Annotated in this window: 1 protein-coding gene and 1 pseudogene; both read right to left on the minus strand. The window is 55.3% G+C overall.

The window, feature by feature from the left end:
- Positions 1–735, minus strand: a pseudogene (gene istB, locus BL249_RS06705) (IS21-like element ISSen3 family helper ATPase IstB); the annotation flags it as partial.
- Positions 732–1754: an IS21 family transposase gene (gene istA, locus BL249_RS06710; protein WP_099707653.1), complete on the minus strand. Its 1023-nt coding sequence runs from the start codon at positions 1752–1754 to the stop codon at positions 732–734. The gene istA and the pseudogene istB, both read right to left, overlap by 4 nt.
- Between the last annotated feature and the right edge of the window lie 86 nt (positions 1755–1840).

Below are 1840 nucleotides of genomic sequence, written 5' to 3' on the forward strand. Positions count from 1 at the left end.
GATAGCTCTCTCCTTTTATCTGGACTACGTGTGAGTGATGTAAGATTCGGTCCAGCATCGCCGATGTCAGGGCTGCATCCCCGGCGAACGTCTGGTCCCACTGCCCGAACGGCAGGTTAGAGGTCAGGATCATCGCGCTCTTTTCGTAACGTTTGGCGATGACCTGGAAGAACAGCCTGGCTTCCTCCTGACTGAACGGCAGATAGCCTATTTCGTCGATGATAAGCAGTTTTGGGGCCATGACACCGCGATTGAGTGTCGTTTTGTAACGCCCCTGACGCTGGGAAGTTGACAGCTGCAACAGCAGGTCCGCTGCTGTTGTGAAGCGAACCTTGATGCCCGCCCGTACTGCCTCGTAGCCCATGGCTATCGCCAGATGTGTTTTTCCCACGCCCGAGGGGCCTAACAACACGATGTTTTCGTTACGTTCGATGAAGCTCAGGGAACGCAGCGACTGGATTTGCTTCTGTGGGGCACCGGTGGCGAAGGTGAAGTCGTATTCTTCGAACGTCTTCACCGCCGGGAAGGCTGCCATCCGCGTGTACATCGCCTGTTTACGCTGATGACGGGCCAGTTTCTCCTCATGTAACAGGTGCTCCAGGAAGTCCATGTAGCTCCATTCCTGCTCCACGGCCTGTTGCGACAGCGCCGGCGCCGCGCCGCGCCGATAAGGCTGTCCAGCTGGAGCTGTTCAGCAAGCACCATCAGCCGTTGATGTTGTAGTTCGACCATCATGCGGCTCCTCTGCAGAACGTGTCATAGATGGACAGCGGATGATGCAACGGCTGCCTGTCGAAGGTCACCAGGCTTTCGTCAACCTGCACGTCATACTGTTTTTTCTCCGGTGGCAGTGCCAGCATGGATTGCTGTTCCTCCATCCAGCGATCACAGGGGCGGGTCTGGATAGTTTCATGCTTCCGTTGATTCGCCACATCGTACAGCCAGCGCAGGCCGTAACGGTTTGCGGTTTCAACATCGACGGTGATCCCCATCGGGCGCAGGCGCGTCATTAACGGGATGTAGAAGCTGTTGCGGGTGTACTGCACCATTCGCTCCACCTTACCTTTAGTCTGTGCCCTGAAGGGGCGACACAGCCGGGGAGAGAAGCCCATCTCTTTGCCGAACTGCCACAGGGAAGGATGGAACCGGTGCTGTCCTGTCTGGTAAGCATCTCGCTGGAGCACCACCGTTTTCATATTGTCGTACAGAACTTCCCGCGGTACACCGCCGAAGAAGATGAACGTATTGCGGTGACAGGATTCCAGCGTGTCGTAGCGCATGTTGTCGGTGAACTCGATGTAAAGCATTCTGCTGTACCCCAGAACAGCAACGAACACATGCAGGGGGGACTTGCCGTTTCGCATGGTCCCCCAGTCAACCTGCATCTGCCGACCGGGCTCGGTTTCGAAGCGAACGACCGGCTCTGCCTGTACGGGGAGCGTCTGCGAACGGATGAACTCCCTCAAAATAGTCAGGCCTCCACGATAGCCCAGCTCCATGATTTCCCTGGCAATAACGGTAGCCGGGATTTTGTAGGGATGCGCGTCGCTGATCCGCTTACAGATATAATCGCGATATTCATCAAGCAGTGATGATGATGCCGGGCGTGGTGAATACTGCGGCTTTTCAGATTTGGCTTTCAGGTGGCTGCGGACAGTATTGCGCGAAATACCCAGTTCTCTGGCGATGGCCCGGATACTCATTCCCCGCTTGTGCAAGACTTTAATTTCCATACGAATCTCAAAAGTGATCATAAGCTCCCCTGTATTCAGAGGAGCAGATTAACCCCTGGATCAGTTTTCAACCGTTGGGGTGGATCAGTTTTGCACCGTTGGTAACA

The organism is Erwinia sp. OLFS4, from assembly GCF_002752165.1.
Taxonomy (GTDB): Bacteria; Pseudomonadota; Gammaproteobacteria; order Enterobacterales; family Enterobacteriaceae; genus Izhakiella.